Annotated in this window: 25 protein-coding genes and 1 pseudogene; 18 read left to right on the plus strand and 8 right to left on the minus strand. The window is 45.4% G+C overall.

Annotated features, from left to right (window positions below; all coding sequences use genetic code 11):
• The 12 genes and pseudogenes from Q0117_RS09495 to Q0117_RS09545 form a co-directional block, all read left to right on the plus strand.
• Positions 1-432, plus strand: a 432-nt coding sequence (locus tag Q0117_RS09495; RefSeq protein WP_297925315.1) for a DUF3592 domain-containing protein, incomplete at its 5' end; no start/stop codon positions are given.
• Between the two features lie 280 nt (positions 433-712).
• Positions 713-877: pseudogene (locus tag Q0117_RS10695) on the plus strand (polymorphic toxin type 33 domain-containing protein); the annotation flags it as partial.
• Positions 878-885: 8 nt separating this feature from the next.
• On the plus strand, positions 886-1,275 hold the full coding sequence (locus tag Q0117_RS09500) for a hypothetical protein (RefSeq protein ID WP_297925327.1): 390 nt from the start codon (positions 886-888) through the stop codon (positions 1,273-1,275).
• Entirely contained in the window at positions 1,268-1,774 is a 507-nt protein-coding gene (locus Q0117_RS09505) for a hypothetical protein (protein WP_297925339.1), read from the plus strand. Before Q0117_RS09500 ends, Q0117_RS09505 begins: the two co-directional genes overlap by 8 nt.
• A gap of 39 nt (positions 1,775-1,813) precedes the next feature.
• The gene (locus Q0117_RS09510; protein WP_297925344.1) at positions 1,814-2,203 is read left to right on the plus strand and encodes a hypothetical protein; all 390 of its coding nucleotides are present in this window, start codon (positions 1,814-1,816) and stop codon (positions 2,201-2,203) included.
• A 48-nt stretch (positions 2,204-2,251) separates the two neighbouring features.
• The gene (locus tag Q0117_RS09515) at positions 2,252-2,626 is read left to right on the plus strand and encodes a hypothetical protein (RefSeq protein ID WP_297925359.1); all 375 of its coding nucleotides are present in this window, start codon (positions 2,252-2,254) and stop codon (positions 2,624-2,626) included.
• Between the two features lie 40 nt (positions 2,627-2,666).
• Positions 2,667-3,419 carry a hypothetical protein gene (locus Q0117_RS09520; protein ID WP_297925364.1) on the plus strand — a complete coding sequence of 251 codons (753 nt, stop codon included), beginning with the start codon at positions 2,667-2,669 and terminating at the stop codon, positions 3,417-3,419.
• A 64-nt stretch (positions 3,420-3,483) separates the two neighbouring features.
• Positions 3,484-3,960: a hypothetical protein gene (locus tag Q0117_RS09525; RefSeq protein WP_297925377.1), complete on the plus strand. Its 477-nt coding sequence runs from the start codon at positions 3,484-3,486 to the stop codon at positions 3,958-3,960.
• A gap of 32 nt (positions 3,961-3,992) precedes the next feature.
• Positions 3,993-4,469 (plus strand): hypothetical protein, encoded by a 477-nt coding sequence (locus tag Q0117_RS09530; RefSeq protein WP_297917960.1) that lies wholly within the window; start codon positions 3,993-3,995, stop codon positions 4,467-4,469.
• A gap of 47 nt (positions 4,470-4,516) precedes the next feature.
• Positions 4,517-5,143, plus strand: coding sequence for a hypothetical protein (locus Q0117_RS09535; protein ID WP_297925397.1), 627 nt, complete (start codon positions 4,517-4,519; stop codon positions 5,141-5,143).
• Positions 5,144-5,162: 19 nt separating this feature from the next.
• Positions 5,163-5,384, plus strand: coding sequence for a hypothetical protein (locus Q0117_RS09540; protein ID WP_297925461.1), 222 nt, complete (start codon positions 5,163-5,165; stop codon positions 5,382-5,384).
• Positions 5,385-5,482: 98 nt separating this feature from the next.
• Positions 5,483-6,397, plus strand: coding sequence for a DUF3137 domain-containing protein (locus tag Q0117_RS09545; protein ID WP_297925466.1), 915 nt, complete (start codon positions 5,483-5,485; stop codon positions 6,395-6,397).
• A gap of 233 nt (positions 6,398-6,630) precedes the next feature.
• On the opposite strand, the gene Q0117_RS09550 is transcribed toward Q0117_RS09545, so the two are convergent.
• Together Q0117_RS09550 and Q0117_RS09555 are read right to left on the minus strand one after the other, a co-directional pair.
• A complete protein-coding gene (locus Q0117_RS09550; protein WP_297925478.1) occupies positions 6,631-9,003 on the minus strand; it encodes a ribonucleoside-diphosphate reductase subunit alpha in 2,373 nt (790 codons plus the stop codon).
• A gap of 382 nt (positions 9,004-9,385) precedes the next feature.
• Positions 9,386-10,834: a DUF945 family protein gene (locus Q0117_RS09555; protein ID WP_297925481.1), complete on the minus strand. Its 1,449-nt coding sequence runs from the start codon at positions 10,832-10,834 to the stop codon at positions 9,386-9,388.
• 138 nt (positions 10,835-10,972) lie between these two features.
• Between Q0117_RS09555 and Q0117_RS09560 the strand changes: the two genes are divergently transcribed.
• The gene (locus Q0117_RS09560; protein ID WP_297925491.1) at positions 10,973-12,604 is read left to right on the plus strand and encodes a CTP synthase; all 1,632 of its coding nucleotides are present in this window, start codon (positions 10,973-10,975) and stop codon (positions 12,602-12,604) included.
• Positions 12,594-14,174, plus strand: coding sequence for a single-stranded-DNA-specific exonuclease RecJ (gene recJ / locus Q0117_RS09565; protein ID WP_297925501.1), 1,581 nt, complete (start codon positions 12,594-12,596; stop codon positions 14,172-14,174). Before Q0117_RS09560 ends, recJ begins: the two co-directional genes overlap by 11 nt.
• Before the next feature lie 473 nt (positions 14,175-14,647).
• Here the strand turns inward: recJ and Q0117_RS09570 are convergent, their stop codons facing one another.
• The 5 genes from Q0117_RS09570 to Q0117_RS09590 all read right to left on the minus strand — a co-directional run bounded on the left by Q0117_RS09570 (position 14,648) and on the right by Q0117_RS09590 (position 20,160).
• On the minus strand, positions 14,648-14,977 hold the full coding sequence (locus tag Q0117_RS09570) for a cupin domain-containing protein (protein WP_297894722.1): 330 nt from the start codon (positions 14,975-14,977) through the stop codon (positions 14,648-14,650).
• A gap of 66 nt (positions 14,978-15,043) precedes the next feature.
• On the minus strand, positions 15,044-17,728 hold the full coding sequence (locus Q0117_RS09575) for an NnrS family protein (RefSeq protein WP_297925548.1): 2,685 nt from the start codon (positions 17,726-17,728) through the stop codon (positions 15,044-15,046).
• Positions 17,721-18,410: an ATP-binding cassette domain-containing protein gene (locus tag Q0117_RS09580; protein ID WP_297925561.1), complete on the minus strand. Its 690-nt coding sequence runs from the start codon at positions 18,408-18,410 to the stop codon at positions 17,721-17,723. The genes Q0117_RS09575 and Q0117_RS09580 overlap by 8 nt, the downstream gene beginning before the upstream one ends.
• Positions 18,410-19,207 (minus strand): ABC transporter permease subunit, encoded by a 798-nt coding sequence (locus tag Q0117_RS09585; RefSeq protein WP_297925571.1) that lies wholly within the window; start codon positions 19,205-19,207, stop codon positions 18,410-18,412. The genes Q0117_RS09580 and Q0117_RS09585 overlap by 1 nt, the downstream gene beginning before the upstream one ends.
• Complete coding sequence (locus Q0117_RS09590; RefSeq protein ID WP_297925577.1) at positions 19,201-20,160, minus strand: ABC transporter substrate-binding protein; 960 nt, start codon at positions 20,158-20,160, stop codon at positions 19,201-19,203. The genes Q0117_RS09585 and Q0117_RS09590 overlap by 7 nt, the downstream gene beginning before the upstream one ends.
• A gap of 173 nt (positions 20,161-20,333) precedes the next feature.
• On the opposite strand from Q0117_RS09590, the gene ilvD reads away from it, so the two are divergent.
• The 3 genes from ilvD (at position 20,334) to Q0117_RS09605 (ending at position 24,093) form a co-directional block, all read left to right on the plus strand.
• Entirely contained in the window at positions 20,334-22,007 is a 1,674-nt protein-coding gene (gene ilvD / locus Q0117_RS09595; protein WP_297925584.1) for a dihydroxy-acid dehydratase, read from the plus strand.
• A 54-nt stretch (positions 22,008-22,061) separates the two neighbouring features.
• Positions 22,062-23,645 (plus strand): hypothetical protein, encoded by a 1,584-nt coding sequence (locus Q0117_RS09600; protein WP_297925591.1) that lies wholly within the window; start codon positions 22,062-22,064, stop codon positions 23,643-23,645.
• A gap of 253 nt (positions 23,646-23,898) precedes the next feature.
• Complete coding sequence (locus tag Q0117_RS09605) at positions 23,899-24,093, plus strand: hypothetical protein (protein ID WP_297925597.1); 195 nt, start codon at positions 23,899-23,901, stop codon at positions 24,091-24,093.
• A 16-nt stretch (positions 24,094-24,109) separates the two neighbouring features.
• On the opposite strand, the gene Q0117_RS09610 is transcribed toward Q0117_RS09605, so the two are convergent.
• Positions 24,110-25,375, minus strand: coding sequence for a 3-isopropylmalate dehydratase large subunit (locus tag Q0117_RS09610; protein ID WP_297925602.1), 1,266 nt, complete (start codon positions 25,373-25,375; stop codon positions 24,110-24,112).
• 97 nt (positions 25,376-25,472) lie between these two features.
• Here Q0117_RS09610 and Q0117_RS09615 point away from each other — a divergent pair, with 97 nt between their 5' ends.
• A complete protein-coding gene (locus Q0117_RS09615) occupies positions 25,473-25,997 on the plus strand; it encodes a nitroreductase family protein (protein WP_297925607.1) in 525 nt (174 codons plus the stop codon).
• Positions 25,998-26,002 lie beyond the last annotated feature (5 nt).

The raw sequence follows: 26,002 nt of genomic DNA on the forward strand, positions 1-26,002 counted from the left end.
GGAGAAAGAGCTAATGAAATAAAAAAAATTTTAGAGAATAATAAAAATTTAGTTGAAACAGAAGGAACTTTAGAGCTTATTAAAATAGAAGGAGGTATAAATTCTCACTCATTTGATGTGAAAATAGAATTTAAAAATCAGGATGGGAAAGTTTTTAGCTATGATGAAACATATACTCCTTCAGATAGTAAGGCTTCTTTTTTATGGAAATGTGAGAATAAAGGGAAGGTAGCAGTTACTGTCATCTACAATAAAAGGAATCCAAATGAACATTACATTAAAGAATTAGAAGAACTTGAAGTAAATGAAAATAGTAAAATTTTTAGTATTTTTTGTATTTTATACTTTGATACTATTATATTTCACATTGCCAAGGTTGGGTGCACGTCCCGATTTAATATTTATAAATTTGAATGCACTTTCCAAAGATGAATTAAATAAAGATGAATTTCACTGTGAACTTAATGGTAGTGATTGGTTTTTGCGGAAAGATGGAAATATAAGCGCAGTTGAACCGGAAGAGGTTAGAAGCATATTAAAAGACGAAAATTCTACGGTATTGTTCGGAATATATAGCGAGGCACATGCCTTTTATCGTTAGCAAATAAATAACAAGATAAAACTGGAGCTAACGATCGGCGGCGGAGTTCAGGGTAGAGAAACGGGGTTTGGCGAGAATATACGTTATGCGGACTAGCAAAAAGCGCTATCGAAGGGTGAAATCAAAAAACTTAAAGATAAAGGAGTGGATCCACACGACCTAAAACCGAATTCAGCTTATGATTTATACAAAGATAAAAGGGGCAATATATTCGTGAAATTAAAAAATGGTAAAGGCAAGGGCGAACCTACCGAATATAATATAAAAGATTTTTAGGAGCGATCTTGAAAAGCAACAAAGTAATCCTAATCCTATCGATCGAAAGCGATAGGGATCTATCCGAAACAATAAGCAGCAACGGCATATCTGCAACAAAAGTCTGGCAAAAAGGAGATTTGAAACTAAAAGGTTCTATTTTAAAATACAGAAATTTTGGCTTTAGCATAGAGGAAAAATTTTATGATATACCTTTTGCGGGAGATCTAATTAAAAAATTTTTAGCAGATATAAATGTCGCGAGGAGTATAAAATTACAAAGCGTGAAAAAGCTGCTAAGAGTCGTAGTTTACAGTTATAATAGCATGCCCGGTCTATATTATAATGCAAATTTACTGAAACTATTAGCAGATAATAATGTGGACTTGGACAACGACATATACTGCCTAGATGAATAAATTTGAATTGCATACTAAAATAAAAGCGCTAAAGGCGCGGCTTAAACTGAAAAAGCCGGAAATTATAACAAATCCTGTACAAAAGGATGAGCTTGTCGAGCAAGATCTGTACGGTAAAGATCTGTGTGATTTAGACCATAGCACGATCAAACTTTTATCGGGAGATTTGCAGGTTTTCAATGATTATACTTTTAGGTATTATATCCTGGATTTTATTGATTTTTACGAGCGCTTCGGCGATGAGGATGTTATAGAGGATATGTTCATTCAAGCACTTACGCCGCCTATGCGGCGGGCGAGAGCGAAACAATTTAGTAGGGATGAGGTAAAAATAATCATAGATTTTTTGCAAAAAAATTATGAAGATATTGTGAGAATTACGCATTCCAAGAAATATAAAAAGTTAAAACTCTATGAGCAAGATGAAATTTATATACCATTCAAACATTTTGAAAAAGAGATAAAAAGCGCTATAAAATTTTGGAGAAAAGTATTATGATGGAATTTTATAAGGGTAAAAATTTATAAGGATTGGCAAATGCGCTTAATAGAGACTGATTTGGGCAAATATGAGGAATATATCTATTTCTTTATAGAGAAAAACAGGGCGTATTTTAACGCCTATCAAGAGCAGATATTTCCTTTCGATATGGAGTACATACCTAGCTTATTGTGGCTGCTTGCATCTTTTGCAGAAACTACGATTAAAATTTTTGATGATTTGGACGAAAAGACAAGAAATGAAATTTTCGATTTTGTGGAAAAGGGAGCGGCAAGCGAAGACGAATATATCGGCACGGCGTTTTGCACCGGCTTTGTTGAGACAATTGTAAATATTGCGAAAGAAGACGAATATAATATAATTAGCAAATATTTTAGAAATGAAACGCTAGAATACGCCGCAGCCTGGATGAAATTTGGCGAATAGCTAGATCGAGCTTTATTAAAGTCATATTTTAAAACGATAAGGAGCCATATGCCTAAACATGAATTTTTACTCAAAAAGACAAAAGAAAATATTTTCTCTAAAGAGCATTGCGTAGTAATTAGCGATGATCTGATACTTCATATTTCGTATTCTTTCAAGTGGGTACAAACCACATGGAACGATGAGGTAAATTTGAAAAAAGGTCTAAATTGCTATGGCTATAGCTGGATAGAGGATAAAGCTAAATTTAGAGATATAATATGCTCTTGGAGGTCGCTTTTCTTGAGCGCGGATGAGCAAATTGTTTTTGATAAAAATTGTGTGTTAAATAAATCCTCGGTTATCGAGCAATTAGACAGTCTATTGGAACTAATCGATTCGGCAATTAAAAACGATTTATATATTTTGCATCTAGGGATTTAGCAAGTGCGCAGCGATTTAATAATAAAATAGAAGAAAGACCATGAAAAGAAATTATAAAAAGATAATACCCGTAAGAGGTAGAAGGAAATTTTCGATTAACAATTTTAGAGAAATTTTCGCGGAGGGCGATATATTGCAGATCGATCAAAGGCGGTTTTTATTTTGTAACTGGAATAACTTGCTGCGTATAAACGGCGATAATTCGGGGGAGTTTATAGTATTGCCGCCCGAAGCTAATGCGAAAAATAATAATGGTCTGATTTCTAAAAAGTGGATATTGGAGAATTTAGATTTTGTATGTGATACCGAGCCATCCAGAAATATAAGCATATTTTCTTATTACGATAGCTCTGTGACCGAATACAAAAGGATAAATGATAAAATTCCTGTAAAATTTACTTATAAATTTTTAGAATTCAAAGACGATCTAAAAAATGGAGATATTATAGAGTGTCACAAGGCTTTTCGTCCATATGATCGAAAGATAAAATTTATCGTCGCAACCGATACGGAAGGATGCCCGAGACTACCCTATCTGGAGGGGTTTTATTCCGGTATGTTTGCGCCTATTGGCTATAGCGATAAAATGCGCTCGAATAAAGGACGGGAATATGCGATAAGCTCGAGTTGGCTAATTAAGAACTGGGAAGCCGCCTTTGTCGGTAATTGCGATATAAGGCACACTTATGTAAATTTACAAAATCGAAAAGAGGTTTTAAATTTTACCGATAAAGAGTTGGAAAATTTTATAAAAATTAAGCGAAAGAGATTAAAATTTAAATGGAAAAAGTAGATAAGGATTTTAAAGCGAGCTTGCATAATATCACGCAGCAAAAGGGCTTTGAAAGGCGACGACAATGATAAAAAGCATTATAGATCCAACTAATTTCGATATAGAATTTAGAAAAATAAATAGAAATAAAAGAGGCATAGTCAAGTCTAGAATAGATTTTGAAAATATCGATGTAGAGGCTAAAATAAGGCTAGTTATGTTTTTAATTTCAAAAGCAAGCCACTTAGATAGCCTAGTTTATAAAATTCTTTTTTGGGAAAGAGATGAGAAAATAGAGGAGTATCTTCTTAAAAATATGAAGGGGCAATACACAAAAGCTAAGCCTTATAAAAACGGCGCCAGAGCGGGCGTTATCTTTATAAAAGAAAAGGCGCTTGAGCCAAATTTTTTGAGATCCATACTGCTGCGCCATTTTAATTTTGAGCTGGCAAAAGAGCCCTCTTTGAACATTAGAGTTCAGTTAGCCGTAAACAATAAAGAGAAATTTTCGATTTTATTTGATATATACGATGACCGAGGCTGCTATGTGTATTACTTTTAAAATTTTAAATGAAAATATTTGAGGAAAGAGATATGGCAATTTGGCAATGTGAGTTTTTTATTCTACCTAAAAGCGATACATACGATCTGCAATACGACCGGCAATATGGCAATATAAAGCTCTTTGAAGACGATAAGTATTGGAAAAAAGCAAAGATCAAAAAAGAGATATTTTCTGAAATTTCGCGCCTATTAAAGCCAGAAAAATCTTGGTCTAATGAAATAGATCTATATGGAAGCGAAAACGGCAATCGCTTAGAGGTATTTTTTGATGCTAATAATATAATAGAGTCCGTTACGTTTCGTATCGATTTTAGATCCGAGTATGAAGCGGTATTAAGGGGCATAATATCATTGTGCGAAAAAAATGGCTTTTGCATTATAGACGGCAATTTAAATAATTTAAAATTATCCTTTAATGCTATAAAAGAGGCAATCAACAAATCCAAAAACAAAGAATTTTTTACAGAACTTGTTAGAAATAGTATAATAGGCGATAAAGACGAGTAGCCCATCATAGAAGCCGTAGATGATTTCAAATTTAAGGACGATTAAAAATGATTGTAAAATGTATAAAAGAAGACGAGCATGAGTATCTGGGATTAAACAGAACCTATTTTGTTTATGGTATCCAATATGAAGAGGGACGGATTTATTATTGCATATTACCGTTTGCAGATGATATAGATTACTGTAGATTTAATAGCGAATATTTTCAAGTAATCGATGAAACGGTGCCTACGAATTGGAAATTTGGGATGCATAGGGGATTTTTTGGATGTTTTACCGCATCTTACGAAGAGCTCATAGCAGACGCGGATCATTATGGAAAGCTTATTGACGGAGATCCGATAGAAGAGGAAATTTTTAGGAAGAGAAGAGCCGAGATGATCGATGACGTATATAATACGCATATCATCAAAGATTTTAACCGTTTCATATATGATCTAAGCCCTAATCTATCGGTACAGATGAATATTGCAAATAAAGTATTGGATATAGAGATATCCGATGCGAACACCCAAGCCAAACATCGCAAAATGAATATTTTAAAGGATGACGGATATAGCTGGTATTTGATAGAATCGGACGCGAGCACCTTTAAAGCCAACGCTACTAATGATTATTTAAGACCCGTATTAAAATATCTTAAATTGTGGCTAGGCAGAAAGAATTTTAGATAACTGGGCAGAAAGGTTTAATATGGCGAGCGTGACCGATAAAGAAATTTTTATAAAAATTTTGAATGAAGATATTGATGTATGGCGCCCGGTAAAGGCTGCTCAAATCGCGCAATATATTTTTAAAATTACCGATACGACGAAATTTGAATCCGAGCTGGATGAAATTTTAGAATTCAAACAGGGCGATATTGTAAAATGCAGAGAAAAAAGCGGCGATTTCTATGCTTTTGAGCTATTATAAAAAACCCGCCTTATAAATAGCAATGCGCTTATCATATGGCTTGATTTAATCCCATTTTTCGCTATAATGAGCGTCAAATTTCACTCACGGGGATAGCGATGAGCCTTGTTTCTTACGAATTAAAAAAGCAAAAACTAGATGGAGCGCGCAATGTGGCGCTTTGGAAGGCGCGTGGCGGCGTGGCGGTGGTGGTGCTGGCGCTGTTTATCGTTATGCGCAAGGATTTCGGAGATTTCTCATTTGTATTTTTATTAGTGCTGCTGGCTCTTGCTTATCCTGCTTACAAATACCTAGCCGTGCGTATTTCGCGTAAATTTGAAGCGCTCAGTGAAGAGGCCTTTAAGAATGAATTTCTGCTTTGGATCGCAAAGGAGCTGCGTCTTACCTTTCAGCCTTTCGGCGCATTTTTACTCGATGAAATTTATAAAAATCCGCTCCGTAAAGAGGCAAATCTATGCACTTGCAAGCACGCGATAGTGGGCAAGACACCCGAATTTGGCATAAAAATCGGCGACATCTGCCTAAGCCGCGATTTCGATAAAAACAGAGAAAATCGGGTATTTGAGCTGGATAAAATTTTGCATCTTAAAAAAAAGGATGATACGGCGATTTTCGGCGGGCTTTTTGCAAAATTTGATTTTAGCGAGACCTTCGATAGTAAAATTTTAGTCGTGCCGCGCGGAGAGTTCATCTTCGGCGCGTCGGATCTTAAGCTGCTTAAAGACAGCCCGCATCTAAGCGCGTCGTTTGACGTTTATCTCAACAATCCCGCCGCCGCCGCATTTTTGCAAAACAAAAAGATTTTAGAAAATATGCAGACGATCACCGTAAATTTATTTGGTAAAACCGAGCTTTATCTGGGCGAAAACAGCCTCGTAATCGGCGTTGAAAATAGCGAAATTTTCAAATCTGCGCCGAGCTCGCAAAGCGCGAAGCTGCTCGAAAGCCTAAATAAAATGATCGAGATCGCTAAAATTTTCGCCTATCTCAAAAAGCTCGGGCAGGTAGAATAATCTACGCTCTAAATTTGAGCGAGCGCCATTGAAACAATTTAGTTCTTGCGAAGGCTGCGCTTTTTTGCTCGTCCGTCATTAAATCAAACTACTTCGAAAGGCAAAGAATCTTTAATAAGCGCTTTCGCTTTACTATCGACCCGAGCCGCTTAAATTTTACAAAAATTTTATAGCGGCTCTTAAAAATTTCAAAATTTTTCAAATTTTATATTCAACCATAGCGCCGCCGTATTTTACTGACACCCCTCGCACTCGATCGAGCGATCGGCGACGTTGTTTAGCTTCTCGCTATCTGGGCTTTCGGAGCGCAGATAGTAAGTCGATTTTAGCCCCAGCTGCCACGCAAGCGTGTAAATTTCGCTCAGATAGCCGCCGCTTGCCTTATCCAGGCTCATGAAAATATTTAGGCTCTGGCCTTGATCGATCCATTTTTGGCGGATGGCGCCTGCTTTTACGAGTAGGCGCTGATCGAGCTCGTACGCAGGCACGTACGCCTGCCACGTTTTCGGGCTTAAATTCGGTACGACGACCGGGATCATGCCGCTTAGATTGTGCTCGAACCATTTGCGCTTATACACCGGCTCGATCGTCTGCGTGGTGCCTACGAGTATGCTGATACTGGATGTCGGCGCGATCGCCATCAGGTAGCCGTTTCGCATGCCGTCGCGCTTTACTTTCTCGCGCAGCCCGTCCCAGTCGCAGCTGTTCTGCTCAAAAAGCCCGCCGCGCTTAACGAGCGCCTTAGCGTTTTCGTTCGCTAAATCGATCGGGAAAATTCCTTCGCTCCACTTCGAGCCCGCGAAATCGGGGTATCTGCCCTTTTCTACGGCTAAATTTGAACTTGCCTTGATCGCGTTAAAGCTCACGTTTTCCATTATCCTATCGATCAGCTCGAAGTGCTCGTAGCTGCCCCACTTCACGCCGCGCTCGGCAAGCATCTGCGCCTCGCCCATTACGCCGAGCCCTATCGCGCGGGTTTTTAGATTGGTATGTTTGACCTTGGCGTGCGGGTAAAAATTTAGATCGATGACATTATCGAGCATTCGCACGGCGATCGGCATCACGCGAGCTATCTCCTCGCGGCTATTGATTTTGCTTAAATTTACGCTTGCGAGGTTGCAAACCGCCGTCGCGCCCTCGCTGCAGCCTTTTTCCACGATAAAAATTTCTTTGCCGCCCAGCGTGTCTAGCGCTGTGATCTTTTTCGCCTTTTTTACGATGCCCGCGTCGGTCGCCACATCTTCGTTTTCCTCAAACAGCCTCTCGCTGCCGTCATCGAAAACGACTTTGATTTTGTAGTGGTTCGGCGCCGTATTTTGAAAGATCTCCGTGCATAAATTTGAGCTTCTGATTAAGCCTTGATGCGCGTTTGGATTGATGCGGTTGGCGTTATCTTTGAAGCACAAAAACGGCATTCCGGTCTCAAAATAGCTCGTTAAAATTTTCTTCCAAAGCTCCTTTGCCAGGATGGTAGATTTTGAAATTTTATCGTCGGCCTCGTACTGCTCGTAGCGCGCCTGAAATTCCGCGCCATATAGATCGCTCAGATCGCTTACCTCTGCAGGATCGAAGAGCGTCCACTTGCCGCCGCTTTGAAGTCTTTTCATAAACAGATCGTTTATCCATAGCGCGGGGAAAATTTCATGCGCGCGGCGCCTCTCCTCGCCCGAGTTTTTACGCAGATCGAGGAAGTCGCTCACGTCCATATGCCACGGCTCGATATACACGGCGATAGCGCCTTTGCGCGTGCCCAGCTGATCGACGGCGACTGCGATGTCGTTTGTGATCTTTAAAAACGGGATGATACCGCCCGCGGCGTTTTTATGCCCGTCGATGCTGCCGCCCATCGCGCGCACCTTGCACCAGTCCCAGCCGATACCGCCGCCGAATTTGCTAAGTAACGCCATCTCCTTGTAACTATCGAAAATCCCCTCGATATTATCGGGAGTGGAGCCCACGTAGCAGGAGCTTAGCTGATGTCGCGTCGTGCGGGCGTTTGAGAGCGTAGGAGTAGCCAGCATGACTTCAAATTTAGATATGAGATCGTAAAATTTCTTCGCCCAGCTCTGGCAGTCAAGCTCGTTTTGCGCGAGGAACATTGCGATCGCCATAAACATCTGCTGCGGAAGCTCGATCGGCGCGCCGCTTTTATCCTTGATGAGGTAGCGATCGTAAAGCGTTTTGATGCCTAGGTAGTTAAACTGTAAATCGCGCTGCGGCTGCAGATAAGAATTTAGATCCTCTAGATCGTATTTTTCCTTTAAGCCAAGCATTATGCGACCCGCCGCCTCGCCGCGAGCGAAGTAATCTTGCAGGCTGTTGTAGCCGCTAAAACCCGTTACCTTGTGATACAGATCGTATAAAAATAACCGCGCGGCGACGAAGGTCCAGTTCGGGCGATCCACGTCGATCTTTTCGACCGCGGTTTTGATGAGGGTTTGTTGGATCTCCTCCGTGGTGATCATATCGCGAAACTGGATCTTTGCGTCCACCTCAAGCTCGCTAAGGCTTACGTTTTCCAGCCCCTCTACCGCCTCGCTCGTGTATTTTTTGATCTTGCTTACGTCAAGTTCCTCGGTTCTGCCGTTGCGTTTGATTACTTTCATATCGTTCCTTAAAATTTAAAAATGCAAATTTAGCGTTAGTTTCCCAATATAAAATACGTCGTCAAAAGAGGCGGCGTAATAAATGCCGCTCCATCTCCGCCGTCTTTTAAATTTACGCTAGCTGCGCTGCAAAAGCGCGCATTATAGCCAAAATTGCTTAAGTCTATCTGTCATTAAAGGATAAAATTTTTCGATTGTCGAATTAAAATTTAGCTGGGCGGGCGGAAAAGATGCGGTAAAATTTGAGCGAAATTTTATGGCGCCACCGCGAAATTCTGTAGGTAAAAATTTACGTGGAGTTTTGCGAAATTCTGTGCCTAAAAAGCAGGAAAACAAAAATCTTTGCGGGCAGGCTTAAAATCCGCCCGCAAAGCTTAAGAATTTAGTTGTGCGGTAGCGGGATAGGCTTTCCGTTTAAAATCATAGAGTTACTTGCCTTATCGAAGCTAAACTCCATCTTAACTCCATCTCCATCAGGCTTAAGAAACTGCGAGCCGTAAACTTCCGCCATCGGCGCAAAATCGCGCAGGCTGTCATAAGGCGATAGGAAGTCCGTGATAGTCGTATTTATCGTAGCTTTGCCGTCCAAGCTCATGCGCTTAAAAAGCTGCGTCTCGTCGATGTAGCCGCCTAATAGCGCGCTTGCGTTAAAAGCAAATTTCTTACCGAGGCTATTTTCAAACGAAAAATCATTCACGTTGATTTTCATATCATCTTTTAGTAGCTTCATAAAAAGCTCTTTATTTTCCGCTAATTTTTCGCCTTCTTGCGGATTTGAGATAATAGACAGATATTTTTCGAAAAGTGCGGCGCTAAAGCTGGTATCGACGCCTAAATGGATGTTTCGCACTAGCACATCGGCGATCTTTAAGCTTTGGGCTTTATCGCTTTCGTTGAAATTTAAAATTCCATCTTTTACGCGGTAGCTACCTTCCGTGCTCATATCCGTAACTACGATGAAGCGCTGCTTATCTACAGTTACGACGAGCTCTTTTGTGCTGCCTGCAAAATCTATGTCATTCAAAAAGAGCTTAGTTATATTATCGTCTAGATATTGGATACCGTTTTTAAAGTTTGCCTCATAGATAAGATCCTTTATATCAAGCCCTGAATCCTTGCCGTCGTCTATAAAAATTTCACCGATTTTAAAGCCCAGGGCTTTTATCGTTTTGCCGCTCATATCGCTCGTGCCGTTTAGGCTAAGGCCTGCTAGACGTCCTATTCCGCCATCTTCGAGCACATTTATATCGGCTAGCTTTGCGCTAAATTTAACCTCTGTAGGTCCGTAGTTTAGATGCGCGCTAAGCGGCGCGTCAGTCTTAAACAGCTTCTTGCAAGGCTCTGCGTAATATGGCGTCTTAATCGTTAAAATTCCATCGCTCTCAAATCCATCCGCAGCGTTTTTTACGCTATGCTTGATAGTGTAGTCGTAGCGAAAAGCAAAATCCTCCGGGAAAATTTTAGCAGGATCTGGCTCGTCCGTATCGTTGCTATCTTGCGCGCCTGCTTTTTCCTTTAGCTTGCTAAAGCCCTCAGCAAGGCTTTTTTGTAGTTTCTCTTTTTTTACTACGCCTTCGATAAAGCCGCTTGAGTTGCTATCTCCCGGATAAAATTTAGCGCTCTTAGTCTCGAAAATTTCGTTTCTAGCGATAAATTCCGCAATCTGCTGCTCAATCGCCGCGCTGGCACTCTTGCCGACCGCACCGTCAACCGTTTTGGTTATGCTATCGTTTACACTTTTAGCTACTCCCGTTTTAGCGTCCTTCGTCGCCACAAAAACGCCCGCTATAAGCGCTACGATGAGCACTAAAGCCGCGATGATCTTTTTCATCATCTCTCCTTTAAATTTAAAATTTATTTGGGTGCGTATTTTGCCGTAAATTTCTAAAATTTTCAAATTCTAGCTTAGTGTGCTTTAACCTAAAAGAAGTTATAATCGCGACATTAATATCAAAATTTAGGAAAACTTATGGCAAAACAAACGAAATATATTTTCGTCACCGGCGGAGTGCTGAGCTCGCTGGGTAAGGGCATTGCGGCGGCGTCGATCGCGACGCTTTTAAAGCACGCGGGGCTTAAAGTGCGCATATTAAAGGCGGATCCTTATATCAACGTCGATCCGGGCACCATGAGTCCGCTGGAGCACGGAGAGGTTTTCGTCACCGACGACGGCGCGGAGACCGACCTGGATTTGGGGCACTACGAGCGGTTCTTGGATGAAAATTTAAGCCAAGACAACAACTTCACCACGGGCAAAGTTTACAGCTCCGTCATCGAAAAGGAGCGCAGGGGCGATTATCTGGGCAAGACGATCCAGGTGATCCCTCACATCGTAGGCGAGATCGTGCGCCGCATAAAAAAGGCGGGCGAGGGCAACGACGTGCTGATCGTCGAGATCGGAGGCACCGTGGGCGACATCGAGGGACTGCCGTTTTTAGAGGCGATCCGCGCGATGAGAGTGGAGCTTGGTAGAGTAAATACGATGAATATCCACCTCACGCTCGTGCCTTTTATAAAAGTCGCGGGCGAGCTCAAAACCAAGCCCACGCAGCACAGCGTAGGCGAGCTGCGCCGCATCGGTATCAGCCCCGATATGATAATCTGCCGCTCCGAAATGCCGCTAAATCGCGCGCTGAAAGACAAGATCGCGCTAAGCTGCGGCGTGGATAAAAATTGCGTCATCGAAAGCCCCGATAGCGCGAGCATCTATCAGATCCCGCTTGCGTTTTTGAAGCAGGATATTTTAACGCCGATCGCAGAGACCCTAAGCCTAAACAAGCTCGAAGTCGATATGAGCAACTGGGACAGCCTAGTTAAGCGCGTCATCGTACCCACGAACGAAACCACGATCGCCTTCGTCGGCAAATATATCGATCTAAAAGAAAGCTACAAATCCCTCACCGAGGGGATCATCCACGCGGGCGCTACGCTTGATACGCGAATAAATTTAAAGTGGGTAGATAGCGAAAAAATTGAAGCTGCAAATGTAGATGAAATTTTCCGCGACGTAAACGGAATTTTGGTCGCGGGCGGCTTCGGCTCACGCGGGATAGAGGGTAAAATTTTAGCCATAAACTACGCGCGGGTGCATAAGGTGCCGTTTTTGGGCATCTGCCTAGGGATGCAGCTTGCGATGGTGGAGTTTGCGCGCAATGTCTTAAAATTAAAGAACGCCAACTCTGCGGAATTTGACCCTCAGACCGAAGATCCGGTAATCTATCTGATCGACAGCTTCATCGACGCAAGCGGCAAAAAGCAGATCCGCACGCACAAATCCCCTATGGGCGGCACTATGCGGCTGGGCGGCTATGACTGCGACGTCAAAAAGGGCTCGCTTTTGAGTAAAATTTACGGCGAGCAAAAAACCATCCGCGAGCGCCACCGCCACCGCTACGAAGCCAATCCGAAGTACCGCGCCGATTTTGAAAAGCACGGTCTTATCGTCTGCGGCGAGAGCGACGGGCTTATCGAAGCGGTCGAGCTAAAAAACCATCCGTTTTTTCTGGGCGTGCAGTTTCACCCGGAATTTACCAGCCGTCTAGTGCGCCCAAATCCCGCTATTTTGGGCTTTATCGAAGCATCTATAAAAAATGCTAGGTAAAAATGAGATAAGGGAAATTCTAAAATCGAGATTTGCGGGCGATCGACACAATAAAATTTCTGAAATTCCCTTACCTTGCGAGCTGAAGGATACCTATAAGGCGGCTTTGCGCATAAAAACTGCCATCGAAGAAAACCAGCGCATAGCCGTAGTCGGCGATTACGATGTCGACGGTATCGTAAGCACCGTCATAATGAGCGATTTTTTCAATCAAATAGGCGCGGATTACGTTATTAAGATCCCAAACCGCTTCACCGACGGATACGGGCTAAACAGCGAGATCATAGGCGAGCTTGAGGATGTGGATCTCATCATCACGGTAGATAACGGCACCTCCGCGACGGAAGCTGCCGAAATTTGCGCTCAAAAGGGGATCGATCTCATCATCACCGATCATCATATGCCTCCGCCCGTGCTGCCCAGAGCTTACGCGATAATCAATCCGAAGCAGCCCGATTGCACCTTCCCAAATATCGAAATTTGCGGCGCACAAGTAGCGTGGTATCTCGTGGGAGCGCTAAAAGAAACCCTCGGCGTGAACTACGATATGGCAAGCTCGATGGATATCCTCATCATCGCCATAATCGCCGATATGATGGAGCTGCGCGATATGAACCGCGCGCTTTTGCGCTTCGGCATCAAGCGGCTAAATAGCTCGAACCGCGCCTGCTTCAAGGCGATTAAGGAGCATTATTTTAAAAAACATTTCGAATTCGATGATATCAGCTACACGATCGCGCCGCTTATCAACTGCACGGGGCGGATGGACGATGCGACGATGTCGTATAACTTCCTATGCGCCAAAAATATCAGAGAGGCAAACCACTACCTAGAGACGATAAATTCTATCAACAACTCGCGCAAAGAGGAGGAGAAAAGCCTCTACGACGAGATCGTAAAAAGCGTCGATCCGAGCGACAACGTCATCGTCGTGTGGGGTCCGCAGTGGCACGAAGGGATCATCGGCATCGTCGCAAGCCGCCTAAGCAAGACCTACAAAAAGCCCGCGATCGTCTTTAGCGTAAGCGACTCGCGCGCCAAAGGAAGCGCGCGCAGCATCGGTAAATTCGACATTTTAGAGCTGATCTCCTCGCAAAGCGAAATTTTAACGACCTTCGGCGGACACAAGGGCGCTGCGGGCGTGGGGATTGATCCTGCGCTGCTGCAGGAGTTTAAGCGGCGCGTAAATGAGCGCATTACGCCCAAGGATCTGAGCGATTTTAGCGCGCAAGACGATCTGCTGGGCGAGCTGGACGCGTCGCAGATAGACTTCGAGCTGCTTGAAATTTTAGAATTTTACGAGCCCTACGGGCAGAAAAATCCGCGCCCGCTCTTTTGTATCAAAGGCGCGCGCGCTCGCAACATCAGGGAGATCGGCAAGGAGGGCAAGCATATCAAAATGGCGCTTGATAAAAACGGCGGCAGCGTCGAGGCGCTGTTTTTCAACTACGACTTTTTGCCGCGCGCCGGCGAGCGGGTGGATGCGATCTTTACGATTAGCAAAAATAACTTCCGCGGCACAATCACGCCCGAGCTAATCATCAAGGAGCTGGTCCCGAGCGAGAGCTAAATTTTAAAATTTAGACCGGTCTGGCGTGTATTTCGCTCCAGACACGGCCTTTAAATTTAACGCTCGATCTGTGCATTCCAAGCGCGCATTGCACACTCGGCGGATTTGCCCTACTACGGCACCCATCTGCTCTATTCGCCCGATATGTATTGCACGCTCGGCGCGAATTCAAAATTTAACGCGCGAGCTATGGATTTGACTTTCGATGCAAGCTTAAGTGTGCGATTTCTGGGCTAGACACAGCGCGCAAACGCAGTGCGTTATTTTCAGCTCCCGTACGGTTTGCAAACTCGGCGAAATTTTTTGGCGCGGTGAAAATAAAATTTAAACGTTTTGGAATTTTAAAATTTTGCGAGGGCGAGCGAGAGCAGTCAGAGACAAACAGAACGACCCTGAGAATGGAATTTCGGATAAAATTTTATGAAGCGGCGGGCGGGCTAAATTTTAATTTGACCCGCCCTTAAACTTAGAGGCTAAAAAACCACTACTAAAAACCACTTAAACGGCACCGGCGCGGAGATCGCGTGCGGCAAACCCGCAGGCATGACGATGCTTTGCCCCGCTTTTACGCGGTGCTTCTGCCCGTCGATCGTGAAATCGCCCTCCCCCTCAAGCACGTAAACGAACGCATCGCCGTCTGATTTGTGCGAGCTGATCTCCTCGCCGCCGTCGAAGGCAAAAAGCGTCATATTCAGCGCAGGATTTTGCGCGAGGGTGCGCGAAATCACCTTATGAGGGGATACTTCGACTAGCGAAGCAAGCTCTACAGCCTTAGCGGCGTCGATATTTTTGATGTGTTGCATAAGCTCTCCTTGAAATGAAATTTGATCGATTGTAGCTAAAATTTAGCAAGCCCGCTTTGATGATTATCAATCCGGATCCGCGCTGAAAGGATTTTTCAGAAAGATCGGAACGAAATTTATCAGATATAGCGCGACCGCGGCTATGAAAAGCGCCGAGGGGATCATCACGTATAAAACAAAGCTCTCGCCAGCAAAAACGGCTCTTAAACCTCCCGCGAGCAGAGCCAAAACGAGCGCCGCGCGGCTTAGGCGCGGGAAGTTTAGCGGCGAAATTCCGCTGTGGCGCTGTCCGGCGATCATCCCTACGAATAGTATCGCTCCGTAGATATAGCAGATTGCGATGACATGCAGCGGCGCGGCAGCGTACCCCCCGCGGATCAGCGCCGCGCCCAGCCACAGGTATCCCGCCGCGCACGCAGCCTGCAACGCGTAGTAAAACGCCATATAGTGGCGGCTTAGAATTTCGACGTAGTGTAGCTCGCGAAGTTTCGCCAAAAACAAAAATCCGATGCCAAGCGCGATAAATCCGCACGTCGCCTCGCTTAAAAATGGCGTCGCGAGCGCCAAAGCGAAGGCGAGGAAAGCGGCTAAATTTTTGTAGATAAAATTTGGAATAAAAACGGCGTCCTTCAGCCCGCCCTCTCTTAGTGCTTCGTTGCCGATAACTACGCTTATGCGGTAGCTTACGACGGCGATTGCTGCGACATTGATATGCACGAAGCTAAGCAAAAACTTCTCATCCGCGCTAGCGCCGTAGGCGGCAGAGCAGGCGCAAAACGCCGCAAGGACTGCCAGGATGCTAAAATTATTCGAGTTTTTATCCAGCCACAAAAGCCATGCCGCAAAGATAAAAAATACCGCCCAAAACAGCCCCGTAATCGCTGCTGCAAGCCGTAAATTTAAAAAGCTCGCGATAAAAGCCGCGATCAGGCAGGCGGCAAAGGCAAGCGAGACGGGCTTTAGCGAACCCTCGAAGTTCGTCCAATCGGGCAGCGCGGTAAGCAAAAACGCCGCGTAGATGCACGAAGGCGCCAAAAATAGAAAGTAAAACTTATGAGCGCCGACATAATTGATCGCCAGCGCATCGGGTGCTAAAAAGCTAAGCGCGCCCAGCGCCGCAAAAAAGCAGGCGCAAAGAACGAAGGCGCGCATCGGATGGGAGAAAAAATTCCTCGCGCGCTCGTCTTTAAATTTAGGCGCGTAAAAGCCTAGCTCTTGCTGCTGCACCCCGTACGGCTCCAGATTTTTGGGATCCTGCGGCGAAACGGGATCTGTTTGGTTTTGCGCGGAATTAGCTTTGGAATTCCGATCGGAATTTTTAGAGCTCTGCGAGAAGCCCTGCGCGGAATTTGGCTCGTAGCTTCTGCCGTTTTGCGAGAAATCCCACGCGAAATTTTGATTTTTAAAGCTTTGCGCGAAACTGGATTTAAAATTTTGACTTTTATCAGAATTCTTGGCACTTTGTAAGAAGCTTAGCGGAAAATTCCGTTCGGAATTTTTAATGTTCTGCGAGAAACTCGGTTTGGAATTTGGCTCGGCGCTTCTGCCGCTTTGCGAAAAACCCTGAGTAGAATTTTGATCGTAGCTTTTACCGTTTTGTGAGAAGTCCTGCGCGAGGTTTTGATCTTTGAAGCTTTGCGCAGGCTCTGCCTCTAAATTTCGATCGGAATTTTTAGCTCTCTGCGGGAATTTCGGCTCAAAATTTCGACCCGAATTCCCGAAGCCTTGCATAGACCCGGCTTCCCTGCCGCGAGCGGAATTTTTAAAGTTTCGGGTAAAATTTAGAGCGGAAATTTTACAACTTTGCGCGGGCTCGGTTTCCAAGCTCCAAGTAAAATCTTTAAAATTTTCTGCGAAATCGGGGACGAAACGTTTGAAATTTTGCGCAAATTCACAATTTCTGTATCCGAGACCGGGTCCGCACGGCGCACCAACCGCACTCTGAAAGTAAAATCTACGCGGCGCGAGAATTTTACTTTCAGAGCCTAGTCTGCGCAGCATACGGGTCTCGTGCTCAAAACTCGTCAAATTGCGCGAATTAACGCTCTTATCGGTACCTTCGCCTGCGCGGATTTGCTTTTTTAAATTTACAAATTGCGAGGCGGCGAGGTTAAATTTCTTCAAATTTACAGAGCCGAAATTCTTAAAATCGCGCGCGTCGTGTAAATTTAAAAAATTCCGCACCACGCAATGCGCGCCGAAAGCGGAATTTTGCTCGCTACCTAGCCCACTTGCATCGCAAAACAGCGAGCGGTAGGCGCTCAAAACGGCTTTTTGGGCACTGAACTGCGCGCTCAATCCGCACGCATCAAAACCGCAGCACACTGCGCCGTTCAAGAGCATGCTCACGCTATAATCGCAGTTCGCACGGCTGTGCAGTTCGTATTTCGATACGGCAAAACCACGGCGCCCGATGTCCTGCGAAAGGCTATATCCGCTTGCGCTAAGATCGCAGCATCCGATGTCCCGAAAGAGCCTGTCTATGCAAGCAACGAAATCATAACATTTAGTATCCCGCAAGAGCCTGTGCCCGCTCGCTCCGACATCGCGACATTTAGTACTTTGTAAGAACCCATGCTTGCGTGCGCCGAGGTTGTCGCGTCTAGCGCCCGACAAATGCCCGTATCTGCCCACGCCCGGATCGCGATGCGAACCAAAGCCTCGCTTGCTCGCGCCTAGGCCGCAACGTAAGTTTAAATTTCGTGCGGAACCTCCCTGCTTACGCGCATTAAAGATAAAATTTCTACTCATAATAGCTCACTCCCCCGAACTGTTCGCTTACCACGCGCTCTTCGTACCGCTCGTCGCGCGCACTTAGCGGCTCATCTAGGCTCACGACGCGCCTAAGCCCCATCCCTTTGGGCTCAAGCTCGATGATCTCGTGGCTTAGACGTGCGGCTTCGAAGCGGTCGTGGGTCACCAAAAGGCAGGCAAGCCCCTCGCACTCGATCTTTGAGACTAAAATTTCGATCAGCACGCCGCGCAGATCGCGATCTAGACCTACAAACGGCTCATCAAGCAGCGCCAGATCACAGCCGCTAAGAATCGTGCGCAAAAATGCCGTGCGCTTTTGCATGCCGCCGCTTAGCTCGCGCGGGAATTTATTCAGATCACTCGGGCTAAGCCCGATCTTCGCGGCAAGGGCGTAAATTTCGCTCACGCCCGCGGGACTAAAAATTTCGATATTTTTAAGCGCCGTGAGGTTCGGCAGCAGGCGGTTTTCTTGAAACAAAAAGCTGATTTTTTTAAAGCCGTTTTCGATCTGTCCGCTTTTTTTATCCTCCAGCCCGCAGACCAGCCGCAAAAGCGAAGTCTTGCCGCAGCCGCTGGGGCCAAAAAGCGTCTTTACTTCGCCCGCGTGCAGCCTCAGCGAAAAATCTGAAATTATAACGTCGCGCAGAATTTCGTAGCGCAAATTTGAAATTTTTAGCATCATCTGCTCCACGGCATCAGTAAAATTTGAAGCGGTTTGGTCACGAGATAATCGAAAAGCGCCGTAAAGGCTATGACCAGGCACACGTAGGCCATGACCTCGACCGTATCGATATTGACGCGCGCTTCGGCGATCCTTGCGCCGATGCCGTCGTTCGCGCCCAAAAGCTCCGCCATCACAAGCACCTTCGCGCCGTTGCTGACCGCGACATAGATCGCGGGAAGTAGCCGCTCGATTAGGTGCGGCGCGTAGAGGTAGTGCAACTTTTTTAAAATTGAGCTTTTGTAGCTGTCGAAAAGCTCGGTGTATTCGGCGCTTACGCTAGCCATCGCCTGCGCCGCGGACGCAAAAGTCATCGGCGCGACGACGATAACGACGGTAAAAAGCACGCTTGTATCGCCGAAATGAAACCAAAATATCGCAAGCACGATCCAGACGATGGGTGGCGTCGAAAGAAGCACGGTAATTAGCGGGTTTAAAAAGGCTCGCAGGCTTTTGAAATACCCCGCCGCAAGCCCGCTGCAAATCCCTGCAAAAAGCGCGAGGAAGGTGCCCGCAAGCGCGCGCTTAAGCGACAGGGCTAGATCGTTTGCGGCGAAATTTCTTAAAATTTCGCACGCCTTAGAAAAAACAGCCGCGGGTTCGGGCAGGATGAGCGGACCGTAAGCCTCGCTCGCTACCTGCCAAAGGGCTATGAAAAAGCACACCGCGCCCAGGCTTGCAAAGCCGCCCCACAGATAGTCTATGACGTAAAACGCGGGGTTTTGAGCTTTGCGAATTTTATCGATTTTTAGCATAGAAAAAACTCGTCCTTAGGCATCGCGCCGCCGATGAGCTTGGGGTTAAATTCCATCAAAATCTCATAAAATTTCAAAAGCTCGTCCTTGATCTCGCTAGGCTTTTTGACACACAAATTCGACGTATCGATACTCATAAATATCGCAGGCGGCGGCGCAGGAAAGAAATTTGTCCCGATCGCCGCGGCGCTTTGTTTGTTTGCCTTTATCCACGCAAGCGCGTCTGCTAAATCGGCATTTAAAATTTCAAAATCCGCCTTTTTTGCGGCGTAAAAATCAGTATCGGCGATGATGCCTGCTTGCGGGATGATGGGCTTTACCGAAAACGCCTGCGCCCACATATCGCTTAAATTTGCTCCTCGCTGCACGGCGACGCCCGATACTTTGCCCTTTAAGATCATGGCGCTTGCTAGTGGCTCGACCGTGATCGCGACGTCATAGTCCTTGGCCAAAAACAGCTGCGCGCTCTCTGCGGGACTGGCGGTGTAGTCGATATTTAGCCCGCCAATGCCCTGTTTTTTCGCTATGGCTCGCACGATGATGTCTAGCATGTCGTTTTTAAAAGGCATTACGATCTTTTTGCCCTTCAGCTGAGCAAATTCCGTTATCTTCTCGCCCTTACTCATCACGAAATTTAGCCCCTCGGTGAGGATATTTACCATACCGATCTTGCGCCCCTGATTTGCGAGGTTCACCCCCACGTTGCTAGGGCTCATCATGACCTTGTACTCGCCGTTTGCCACGCCCGCGCGCAGCTGATCGGGATCGCGCCAAAGCTCAAGCTTCGCGTCGTATTTTTTGCCGATCTGCCCCTGCATGCACGCAACGCCGATGATGAGGCTAGGCATCGCGGGCGCGCCGTAGACGGTGAAGGCCTCCTTCGCAAAAAGAGGGCTAGCAAGGCCGCTAGCCGCCAACGCAGACGTTAGTTTTAAGAAATTTCTTCTTTGCATCTTCTCCTCTTTTCATTCCTGCCAAACGGCAAGATTTTGATAATCGATGTGCAATTATATCAAAAACAGGAGTGATTCGGTTTGATTAAGCTCAATAGTCCGGCTTTAAATTTTAATACGCTGCGGTAAAATTTTATGCTAAAATGGAGAAAATTTCAATTCAAGGATATAAAATGAGAAGCGACATCATCAAAAAAGGCTATACGCGCGCGCCGCACAGAAGCTTGCTAAGAGCGACGGGGCTAAAGGACGAGGACTTTGAAAAGCCGTTTATCGGCGTGGCAAATAGCTTCATCGAGATCATCCCGGGGCATTTTTTCCTCAACAAATACTCCGAAATTTTAAAAGACGAGATCCGCAAAAACGGCTGCGTGCCGTTTGAGTTTAACTGCATCGGCGTGGACGACGGCATCGCGATGGGGCATACTGGGATGCTTTATAGCCTGCCTAGCCGCGAGCTCATAGCAAACTCGATCGAAACGGTTATGAACGCCCACGCCCTGGACGCTCTTGTATGTATGCCAAACTGCGATAAAATCGTGCCCGGCATGGTGATGGGCGCGCTTCGCGTGAACGTGCCGACGGTTTTTGTTAGCGGCGGCCCGATGAAAAAGGGCTACACCAAAAAGGGCGAGCCGATCGACCTATCCACGGCGTTTGAGGCGGTGGGTAAATTTGAAACCAAAGAGATCAGCGCCGAGGAGCTAAAAGAGATAGAGTGCGCCGCCTGTCCGAGCGGGGGCAGCTGCTCGGGGATGTTTACGGCAAACTCGATGAATACGCTGTGCGAAGCGATGGGTATCGCGCTAAAAGGCAACGGCACCGTGCCTGCGCTTACGCCCGAGCGCGAGGAGCTCATCAGACAGGCGGGACGCCGCATCTGCGAGATAGCGCTCGATGAAAAATACAAAATCCGCAACATCGTGAATGAAAAATCTATCCAAAACGCCCTAGTCGTCGATATGGCGATGGGCGGCAGCAGCAACACCGTGCTGCACATCCTGGCTATCGCGCGCGAAGCGGGGGTAAATTTGCAGATCGCAGGGCTCAACGAGATCAGCCGCAAGATCGCGCATATCGCCAAAATCAGTCCAAGCCTGCCAAACGTGCATATGGAGGACATCAACCGCGCGGGCGGACTAAGCGCCGTAATAAATGAAATTTCGCGCCGCGACAACGGGCTACTGGATCTGGGCGCGCCGACCGTCACGGGCGAAAGCCTAGGCGAGCGCGTCGGAGCGAGCGCCATAAAAGACGAATCGGTCATCCGCAAGATCGAAAACGCCTACTCGCAGGTCGGCGGACTGGCGATTTTGTTTGGAAATTTAGCCGAGCAGGGCTGCGTCATCAAGACCGCGGGCATCATCGGCGAGCGCAAATTTAGCGGCAAGGCGGTCTGCTTTAACAGCCAAGACGAGGCGATAGAGGGCATCTCAAACGGCAAAGTCGGTAAAGGCGACGTGGTCGTAATCCGCTACGAAGGGCCGCGCGGAGGCCCGGGCATGCAGGAGATGCTAAGCCCAACGAGCCTAATCATGGGGCGAGGGCTGGGCGCGGACGTAGCGCTGATCACGGACGGCAGATTTAGCGGAGCGACGAGGGGGCTAAGCGTCGGACACGTGAGCCCCGAAGCTGCCGAGGGCGGCATGATCGGGCTGCTAGAGGACGGCGATATCATCGACATCGACGTGGATACGTACGCGATCAACGTGCGCCTAAGCGACGAGGAGATCGCTACGCGCAGGGCTAGATTTAAGCCAATTGAAAAACCACTACCGTACCGCTGGCTACGAATGTATCGCAAGCTGGTAACAAACGCTAGCAACGGAGCGATTTTGGAGGCGTAGAATTTAAAATCGGTAGGTATCGTAGTTTTAAAATTTAAATAAGGAATGATTTTTATGTTTGAAGGAGATTTTACCTATAAGGATTTAAAACTAGTAGATGATGAGATAGGCGCGCTTTCAAATTTTAAAAGCCTAAATAAACAATGGTGCCATGCACATAACATAAATAAAATTATTGATAAATTTAAGCACAAAATAAGTATAGGATGGGGAATTGAGTGTATAGAGAACCTCCTGACAAAATGTATTAAATACGAAAACAAAATCGATAAAATTAGATCGTATGTGAAAGACATAATGGATAATAAATATAATCTTTTATCAGAGGAATCAAAAAAGGATATTGATGAAATCTATATTTCACTAACTTACCTTAAAGAAAATGGTATAAATTCTATAAGTATATATACAATAAAGAAGCTATCAACTGATTATGAAAAAATACTTAGAATATTAAAAATACAAAAAGAAATTGTTAAAAAATCAATAAAAACTATAGATATTGAGGATAAAAAGAAACTTTATATAAAATTTCTTAAAAACGAGAGTGAAATATATAGAATTTATAATAATTTACCGGATAAATTTATCAAAGACAAAAAAACATATATAAGCCATGTTTCAAATTCTATGTTAAGCGACGCAAAAGAAATCATAGCAAAAGGTATAAAATATAAAATATTTTCTGTATTAAATTTTGTAGTTTTTGGAGCGCTTCTTTGCATACCATATTTTTTAGAGTTAAGAAGAGTGCCGGAAATTTCTATAGGAAGCATACCTATATCCTTAGTTGCAGTTTTTGCTATTGCTGTATTTTTGACTTTATATTTTTGTATTCTTGTATTTTTACAAAATTACTTTTTATTTAGATGCTGGTACGAAAGTAAAAATAAAATCAAATACTGTTTTATAGGAGTAGATTTTGTTGCAATACTACTAATGGCCCTTTTTCCACTAATTTATTACATATTAAATTTATCGTATTCTTCACATAGATGTCTTAATGATATAGGTTGTTTATTTGGAAGATGTCTAGGTTTGCATGCAGTATTACTAGTATACTTTTTTTGTAAATTTTGGTGGGATAATAAAGATGAATTGAGTAATATTTTTCTAGCTGCTTTTTTAATATTTATTTCCGATTTGCTAATATTGATAGCTATTTATTTTAACTATGCAGATGAATACATTCTTATAGTGGTTTCTATGGCGATTCTTTCTTTTTTAATAAGACTTCTTCAAATTAGTAGACAATTCGCATACAGAGTTCTTTTATTTGTATTATCTTTTATGGCTTTAGTATTTTTACTATTTGCTAGTAATAGTGGATTTTTTGTTAGAGTTGTAGGTCTGGCGAATTACCAAACCGACTTTGATATCAAAAAAGAAAATATACCGGAATACGTAAATTTAGAAAATATCAATAAATGCAAAAATACGCAGGATAAAGACATAAATTTTATAAAATATACTTGCATATCTGACAAAATGCCAAGTTCGACGGTAAAATTTAAAAACATCCTCGTAAAAGTAAAATCAGACGGCAGATATTGGCTAGAAGTCATAGCAAAAGATCAAAATAAAAGTAAAATAGATGATTATAGATTTTGGATTTCGGAGAAAAATATTATAAACTAAATAAAATACTGTTAAAACTTTATACTAATTTTAGTAATATCAAATTTTAACTATATCTTCGAATTTATCATTCGCTATTTCAAAAATCGCTTTGATATTTTCCTTACGTGCATAGCTTATCTTTGCGCCAGTTTGCCGCGTAGGCATATACTAAATTTAGGCCTAGTTTAACGTCTCGCCTTTGATGCCGACGATTTTTATGGCGAACGAGGTCAAATTTCGCCTATCCGCGAGTAAAGTCTAGGTATTTCGGGTGATCGTAGGCAGTTTGTTAGCAGGCTTTGGCGCACATTTGGCATTTGGTTGCAGCCTACTTAATTATTTCACTAGACCGCCGTATTTCTCGCTACGTACGTGGATCTTGCTGTGTTTATGGTGTTGGCGTCTACACCGGGATCAAGCAAGCAAATTCATTAGGTCACATATAGACAAACCGCATCGCCATTAAGTTTTAAATCCTAAATCTACAAATCTCTCGGATCGGCGATCTTTCCTGCGACGGCGCTAGCTGCGGCGACGGCGGAGTTTGCCAGATATACTTCGCTCGTTCTATCGCCCATGCGACCGACGAAATTTCGATTAGTCGTGCTTACGCAGCGCTCGCCCACGCCTAAAATCCCCATATATCCGCCCAGGCACGCGCCGCAGGTCGGGTTGCTCACGACTGCGCCCGCTTCGACGAAAATATCCCACAGCCCCTCTTTTTGCGCGGCCAAAGCGATCTTTTGCGTCGCAGGCGTGATGATGAGGCGGGTTTTGCGCGCGACCTTGCGACCTTTTAAAATTTGCGCGGCGATCCGCAGATCGGAGAGTCTGCCGTTGGTGCAGCTGCCGATAAATACCTGATCGACGGCGATGTCATCGCGCACTGCTTCGCGCACGCTCTTGCCGTTGCTGGGCAGGAACGGATAGGCGATCACCGGATCAAGTTTACTCACATCGATCTGCAAAATTTGCTCATAGTTCGCGCCCTCGTCGGAGTAGTGAAATTTCGGCTCGGCGCGCAAATTTTTATCCGCTAAAAATTCCTTCGTGATCTCATCGACCGCGACGATACCGCTCTTGCCGCCCGCTTCAATCGCCATATTGCAAAGCGAAAATCTGCTATCCATATCCAGGTGCTCCAGCGCGTCGCCGCAGAACTCCAAAGCCTTGTAGCGCGCGCCGTCCACGCCGATGAGGCGGATTACTTCCAGGATCAGATCCTTGCCGTAGATGTGCGGCGCGGGCTTGCCGCGAAAGACCACTTTGATCGTAGGCGGTACTTTAAACCAATTCTTGCCCGTTATCATCGCAAAAGCTAGATCCGTGCTGCCCATACCGGTTGCAAAAGCCCCCAGCGCGCCGTGGGTACAGGTGTGGCTGTCCGCGCCGATGATGACGTCGCCGGGCACTACTAGCCCCTTTTCAGGCATCAGCGCGTGCTCGATACCCATATCCTTTTCGTCGAAATAGTTTTTCAAATCGTGCTTGTAAGCAAACTCGCGTGAAATTTTAGCTTGGTTTGCGCTTAAAATGTCTTTCGTAGGGATATAGTGATCCATCACGATCGCAAAGCCGTCCGGGTTGGCGAGCTTTTTCGCGCCGCTAAGCTCAAACTGCTTGATCGAAATCGGCGTCGTAATGTCGTTGCCGATGACCATATCGATGGCGCTTTCGATGATCTGTCCCGCAAAAACCGCCTCGCCCACGTGCTCGCTAAAAATTTTCTCCGTGATCGTTTGCTTCATAAAATCTCCTTCGTATCGGTTAAATTTGCGCGATTTTAGCTAAAAAATCATAAATTTTTGCAATTTTATGTATAATTGAGCCGCAAGGAGCGAGACGATGGAAATTTTAGATATTTTTGCAAACCGCAGAAGCGTAAGAAAATACGCGCAGGGGCCGCTTGAGGACGAGGCTCTGGATAAAATTTTAAAAGCGGGCCTGCTTGCGCCGTCGGGGCATGCACGCCGCCCGTGGGAGTTCATCCTCGTGCGCGACAAACGGATGCTTGAGCGACTAAGCGCGTGCCGCAGCAGCGGAGCGAATATGCTAAAACAGGCTGCGGCCGCGATCGTCGTGATCGCAGATGAGCAGAAGCAGGACGTCTGGATCGAGGACTGCTCGGTAGCACTAGGCTACATGCACCTTGCCGCAAGCGCGCTAAATCTCGGTAGCTGCTGGGTGCAGGTAAGATTGCGCGCAGCTGCGGACGGACGCAGCTGCGAGGAGTTTTTGCGCGAGGCGCTGGGCTTTCCGCCAAATTTCAAAGCAGAAGCGATACTGGCCCTCGGCGTGCCGCAACAGCACCCGAGCCCGAACGATCTGCAAAAGCTAAATTTAAGCAAAATCCACAAAGAGAAATTTTAACGCGT

Origin of the sequence: uncultured Campylobacter sp. (genome assembly GCF_937997535.1) — a bacterium.
GTDB lineage: Bacteria > Campylobacterota > Campylobacteria > Campylobacterales > Campylobacteraceae > Campylobacter_B.